We start from the raw sequence: 5,164 nt of genomic DNA, 5'->3' as shown, positions 1-5,164 counted from the left end.
GTCGTATTTAAGGCGTAATACCTCTTTGATTTTATTCATTGGAGTTCTCTTTTTGGCCATTATCGCTTCCTTTCCTTCTTGTTTTAGAAGTAAAGGATAGCGAGCTATTGATTTAAAAGAGAAAAAGGAAGGATTTCGGCCATTACGATCGCAGTTTTCGCTATTCCGATCATCGATTTCGGAGTTAGGTTAAAAGTGATCTGATAATCGCGGAATCAGCGATCGGTTTAAACCGAAATGGGTGATCGGATAATCCCGAAATGGGTGATCGGAATGCTCCGAAATATGCACCATGAGCAACCTTGTAATTATTTTTATGGGTTCAGCCCGATGATATGGTCACTTTAGTATCCCGATAGAACGTAACGGGATACTTTTTGCGTATGTCGTTTAATTTTTATGTTTTTGCTTGATTGGGGGTTTATGAAGTCTCAAGTTTCGTCGCGTGGTGTATGTCGTGAATGTGGATAACTAATACTCAGTATCTTGCTTTGGTAGATCCTTATCGATGGTAACTTGTATCTCTATAATAGTTAATGGGGTTGTTTCTCTTGGGGCAAGGCGCCTTAGTTTAACATTAAGAATCTAATACTAAACTTTTGTATGAATTATTAGATTCTTTAGGTGGCGTAAAATGGTAGTACACTTGAAGGGTTGATATGTATAATCTACCGTAGCATCTATCTGGAAGAATAAAAGATCATCTTCAGTTAGGTTGTTACAAAGTTGTACGAACAGTACTTCCTATTTAAATTAAACTGTTGTGACTGTATGATGGTGTTTTTTGCAGATCTAAAAATAGTAAGGAATTAAACATGGGTTTATTTGATTTATTTATTAAGAAAAAAAATAGTGTTGATAATCTGAAAGTTAAATTCGACAAGCGAATGCGACTGCAAGAAGCCGAAGTTGACATCATGTTCATTGTTAATAATGGTAATGTTATGTATGTCAACGACTATGCAGATAGTTTGTACCTAGTAGATAAAGATGGTGATTTAAAACTTGATGGCAGAGTTGTGAATTTTACGTTCAAGGCTTCAGGTGAAGTTATCGAAGTGTTTGTTGCTTTTGATGACCAAGATTCATACACGATGTTCACCATGGGTATGGGTCGTGATGAAAGATTGAATTATGTAGCTCAATCGATCTTTAAATTTATGATGGAAAATAATATTACAAATGTTTTTTCAGCTACTGCAAGATATTCTAGCCAGTATATGTATACCTTTAAGCTTTATAAAAAAGGTAATGAGCATTTCATGGTTAATAATGGACAGTCTCAAGCATATATAATAAGTGATAATGTATTTAAAAATAAAAATGTTGACGCATTGAAAAACCAGTTTTTTGGAGGGTAACCTAAATGGTTGAAGATGAGTACAGCACTATTCAGCAGTATATGACTAGAGTATCTTTAGAGTTTGATAAGTATAATGATTTCTGTGTGATAGTAGCTTACTTATGCAATATTCAAGAAGAGAAATCGTGGATCTTCAAGCTTTTAAAAAAGACCTATTTCTCATATTCAAAAGAGAAAATGGAACTAGACCATAATTTTGATGGTTATAAAATTTGGTCATTCGCTCAAGGTTATTGTTCATGCCTGTTAGATAATAATTTAACATTAGAAGAGGTTAGTTATTTAACTAATGAAGGGTTTAAATACTTGAGTGAAAATGACCGAAATATAATCTCAATCTATGAATCAGTCATATCGGATGAGTTAACAAATACCGATAGTAACTATATCAGTGAGGTTTGTGAGCAAGTTTTTGAAACGATTAATGCAAAGCTCTCTGATAAAGAAATGGCATACCAATTTATCTTAGAAGAGATGGAAGCTGCGTCTCAAGGGAATGATGTCGCGAAAGCATTTGTTGAAAAAAATAAGTTTTATGCTGCCGAATTTCAAGGTTCAATGATTGACTCATCTCCTGAAATTGATGGAGTTAGCGGTCCTCAACAAACCTTGACCAGAGTGATTATGCAGTTCCGAATCGACATGGAAACAAAGACTAGAATGAGAATAATGGTTGTGCAAAATATAATAGACTTTTGGAGATCAGATTCTGAATCAAAAGTTGATTTAAAGAGCTTAATCTAGAAAAGCTAAGGAAGAATGATGTCCATTAATTATATCAAGGGAAACATATTCACTTCTACAGCTGAGGTATTGGTTAATCCAGTAAACTGTGTAGGTATTATGGGAGCTGGTTTAGCTCTAGAGTTTAGGTTGCGATACCCTGACATGTTCAATAAGTATGCAGATATATGTGAAAGGAAACTTCTCAGTCCTGGTAAACTTTGGGTTTTTAACGGGGGAGATAGACGAATTTTAAACTTTCCTACAAAAATAGATTGGAAGGCTAAAACAGAGAAAGATTTCCTGATCCAGGGTTTATTGAAGTTCGTCGATACTTATGAAGAAAAATGCATAAGCTCTATAGCTTTCCCATTGTTGGGTGCTGATCGAGGCGGATTAGATAAAAATATATCACTTAAGGTAATGAAAGAATTTCTAGAGCCTTTGAAAATTGATATAGAAATTTATGAGTACCTTAGTACTGCGCATGATGATCTATTTGAAGATTTTAAAGATGTTCTACTTACAAATAGATTGGAAGATATTTCACTAAAAACTGGAGTTAAGATAAATATATTAGAACGTATATATGTAGAAATTAAATCAAAGCCTTACTACCAAGTTAATCAATTATTAAGTATAAGTGGTGTTGGTGTTGCATCGCTTGAAAAAGTGTTTCAATTTTATAAAGTTGATACCGATCGTGAATGTCAGAGAAATCTTTTTTAAAAAAATACGTTTTCATTAACGTTAATCTCTATTTTGCTTAATGATTCATTGGTCAGCGATTTACGCACGCTTTCCTTGCTACAAATTATGTTCATGATTTTATCGGGACCAATCCTATTTAAAATTAGGCACTCACTCATCATTAAGCTTTTCAAACTTTCATTGACCCCTTCGGCGACATTACTCCAAGCTAAACTGTTAATCTCTTGCCATCTAAAATTAGCTAAATCTAACTTGTTTGTTGTTACTTTTGAATCTTTTCTTGCTGCATTTCCCTCTGAAAATAGAGTGTAATCATTACTTATCACTGATTTGTCAATTTCCAAAATGACCATATCTTTTCCATATTTTTTCTGACAAGTAAATAACATTGCGTTTCGAGGGTTGAAGTATAACGGTACATATTGGTGGAGGCTTATTTTATGTGGGTTATCTTTTCCTCTTCTTCTTTCATTAACGACATTGTTGCTTATGTCAGTATAATTCTTTACCTTGTTGTGGGAAAATAATCCGTTTTCGAAAATGCCTACCAAATTAGAAATATGTGTCATATGATAGAGCCTAAAATCCAAGCTTCTTAATATATCTGCTCTAAATTTCTCGGTTAATATATCTAGCTTTCTTTTATTCCATCCAATAAATTTTTCATTTTCATCTGTATATAAATACTTTCCATACTTCGTGCCTTCTTTAGTTAACCTATATTTATTGCTTTCCTTGTATATTAATTTTCTTTTGCTCAAAAAAATCAAAGAGTGTAGGCTTTGCATTTATACCAATAACCTTTCCGTAAGTGGTAGTAGAAATAAAGCTTTCAGTTTTTCTAGAAAGTTTATCACATATTATTATCTCTAACTCTTTCCTAGAATTATTTGTTAGCTCCAAAAGTGCGTCAATTATCTTAATGATATGACCTGATTCTTTATTTTTGGTATGTTCTGATATGTATAAATCAAGTTGTTCACCAGTAAGAACGTTTAGGACTAAACCAGGATAGTTTGATTCTATGTTTTCTATTCGACCGACTAGTTTTTTTATTCTTATTTCTAACATTTAGTTGAAAAATCCTATTATCTAAGGTTTGATGTTGGATGAAACTGTATCTGATAATACCAATATATGAAACACCATCAAACTTCTTAATTCTGATTTTGTATAAGGCCTAAAATCAGACATTCAACGAACAGGCTCGTTACGAACTCCAAACGACTTTGTATCTCTTTTAGTAATTAGCCAATGTACTGGTTAATTTAAATTAGTCACCGATTTATAAATTTTCAAGTACTACCTTTTCCACTCATTCAATGTTTGGATTAGATGAATTACTTCTGAGCAGGTTTTGCGATTCTTTAACTAAGGTGTATTTTACTAAATTAGCATAAGCCATAATTCATTTTCCCCAAAAGTAAGTGGAGATTGCAAGTCCTATTCTTGCGCTAGGCGTCAAAGCACTGCTTAGCAAGGGAGAAAGAATTTTCAGTTTTCTCAATAATAAAGTTACTCCACCAAGTTAACATTTTACGGCGCTCTTCGATGTATTCGGCATTATTGTAGATTTGTCGAATGCCATCCTTGTCCATGTGTGCCAGGCAGACCTCGATCTGATCTTTGTCGAATTTGCACTTGGAGCCGTATTTTAATGCGTCGTTTAATGCTGTACTACCTACTGCTCTCAGACCATGAGCAACGATAGTTTTACCTAGGCCTGCTCTCTTCATTACAGCATTAACGGATTGTGGATTAAGGTATGGTCTTTCTCCGTTAGTTTTGTTTGATGGGAAAATGTATTCACCTTGTCCTGAATATTGTCGGATGTGCTCAAGAAGCCCCTTGGCATAAGGAGATAGAGGGATAGTATGTGTTTGCATTCCTTTCATTCTATAACCCCCAATTTTAATGACCGCTTCTTTAGCGTTGTATTCGTCCCACCTTAGTTTTGCTATTTCGGATGATCGGGAAAGCAGGTGAAGTTGCAATTCAAAGGCCGCTCGGGTAATGGACTTCATATTAGTCTTACCCATGGCACTGATTACTTGATTTAGCTTGTAAACATCCCTTTTTTAGTGGCACTCGAAATTAGAGTCTTCTCCCTGCTGTGATTTAGCCAAATATTCCCATGGAGTAAGATCTCCAAGCGAGTCATGTGGCCGCTCACTGTTGTATTCATTTATCCAACTTTTTGTGAGTTCACGAACCTCACGCAGTGTTTTAAACATGTACATATTCAAAATGGCATCGCGATAGGTTCTGTTAAAACGTTCAATATATGAGTTCTGTGTAGGCTTTCCTGGTTTAATAAATTCCAGCTCAACCTGATTTTCTTCCGCCCATTCAGCCAGTTTCCAGTTT

Annotated in this window: 7 protein-coding genes; 3 read left to right on the top strand and 4 right to left on the bottom strand. The window is 34.5% G+C overall.

Features of this window, described 5'->3' with window-relative positions; translation table 11 throughout:
* The first annotated feature begins 815 nt into the window (after positions 1 to 815).
* From A9260_RS11445 to A9260_RS11435, 3 genes are read left to right on the top strand one after another with little or no spacing between them, the layout of a single operon-like run.
* Entirely contained in the window at positions 816 to 1,361 is a 546-nt protein-coding gene (locus A9260_RS11445; RefSeq protein WP_068699090.1) for a hypothetical protein, read from the top strand.
* Between the two features lie 5 nt (positions 1,362 to 1,366).
* Positions 1,367 to 2,107, top strand: coding sequence for a hypothetical protein (locus A9260_RS11440; RefSeq protein ID WP_068699088.1), 741 nt, complete (start codon positions 1,367 to 1,369; stop codon positions 2,105 to 2,107).
* An 18-nt stretch (positions 2,108 to 2,125) separates the two neighbouring features.
* Positions 2,126 to 2,815, top strand: a complete 690-nt coding sequence (locus A9260_RS11435) for a macro domain-containing protein (RefSeq protein ID WP_082957125.1) — start codon at positions 2,126 to 2,128, stop codon at positions 2,813 to 2,815.
* On the opposite strand, the gene A9260_RS11430 is transcribed toward A9260_RS11435, so the two are convergent.
* The 4 genes from A9260_RS11430 to A9260_RS11415 all read right to left on the bottom strand — a co-directional run.
* Positions 2,812 to 3,585: a DUF4433 domain-containing protein gene (locus A9260_RS11430; protein WP_082957124.1), complete on the bottom strand. Its 774-nt coding sequence runs from the start codon at positions 3,583 to 3,585 to the stop codon at positions 2,812 to 2,814. The two genes, A9260_RS11435 and A9260_RS11430, sit on opposite strands and share 4 nt — an antisense overlap.
* Positions 3,521 to 3,868, bottom strand: coding sequence for a hypothetical protein (locus tag A9260_RS11425; RefSeq protein WP_068699084.1), 348 nt, complete (start codon positions 3,866 to 3,868; stop codon positions 3,521 to 3,523). Before A9260_RS11425 ends, A9260_RS11430 begins: the two co-directional genes overlap by 65 nt.
* Before the next feature lie 383 nt (positions 3,869 to 4,251).
* Complete coding sequence (locus A9260_RS11420) at positions 4,252 to 4,845, bottom strand: tyrosine-type recombinase/integrase (protein WP_331711144.1); 594 nt, start codon at positions 4,843 to 4,845, stop codon at positions 4,252 to 4,254.
* A 30-nt stretch (positions 4,846 to 4,875) separates the two neighbouring features.
* The coding region (locus A9260_RS11415; protein ID WP_156684049.1) for an integrase core domain-containing protein at positions 4,876 to 5,164 on the bottom strand (289 nt) is incomplete at its 5' end.

The organism is Vibrio sp. UCD-FRSSP16_30 (assembly GCF_001676025.1).
Taxonomy (GTDB): domain Bacteria; phylum Pseudomonadota; class Gammaproteobacteria; order Enterobacterales; family Vibrionaceae; genus Vibrio.
The sequence above is the reverse complement of the archived record's forward strand: the minus strand, read 5'-3'. Positions and strand labels throughout refer to the sequence as shown.

What these genes read in the sequence shown, in the direction of transcription:
- A9260_RS11425 (WP_068699084.1), bottom strand. Translation starts at nt 3,868, where the DNA reads ATGTTAGAAATAAGAATAAAAAAACTAGTCGGTCGAATAGAAAACATA.
- A9260_RS11435 (WP_082957125.1), top strand. Translation starts at nt 2,126, where the DNA reads ATGTCCATTAATTATATCAAGGGAAACATATTCACTTCTACAGCTGAG.
- A9260_RS11430 (WP_082957124.1), bottom strand. Translation starts at nt 3,585, where the DNA reads ATGCAAAGCCTACACTCTTTGATTTTTTTGAGCAAAAGAAAATTAATA.
- A9260_RS11445 (WP_068699090.1), top strand. Translation starts at nt 816, where the DNA reads ATGGGTTTATTTGATTTATTTATTAAGAAAAAAAATAGTGTTGATAAT.
- A9260_RS11440 (WP_068699088.1), top strand. Translation starts at nt 1,367, where the DNA reads ATGGTTGAAGATGAGTACAGCACTATTCAGCAGTATATGACTAGAGTA.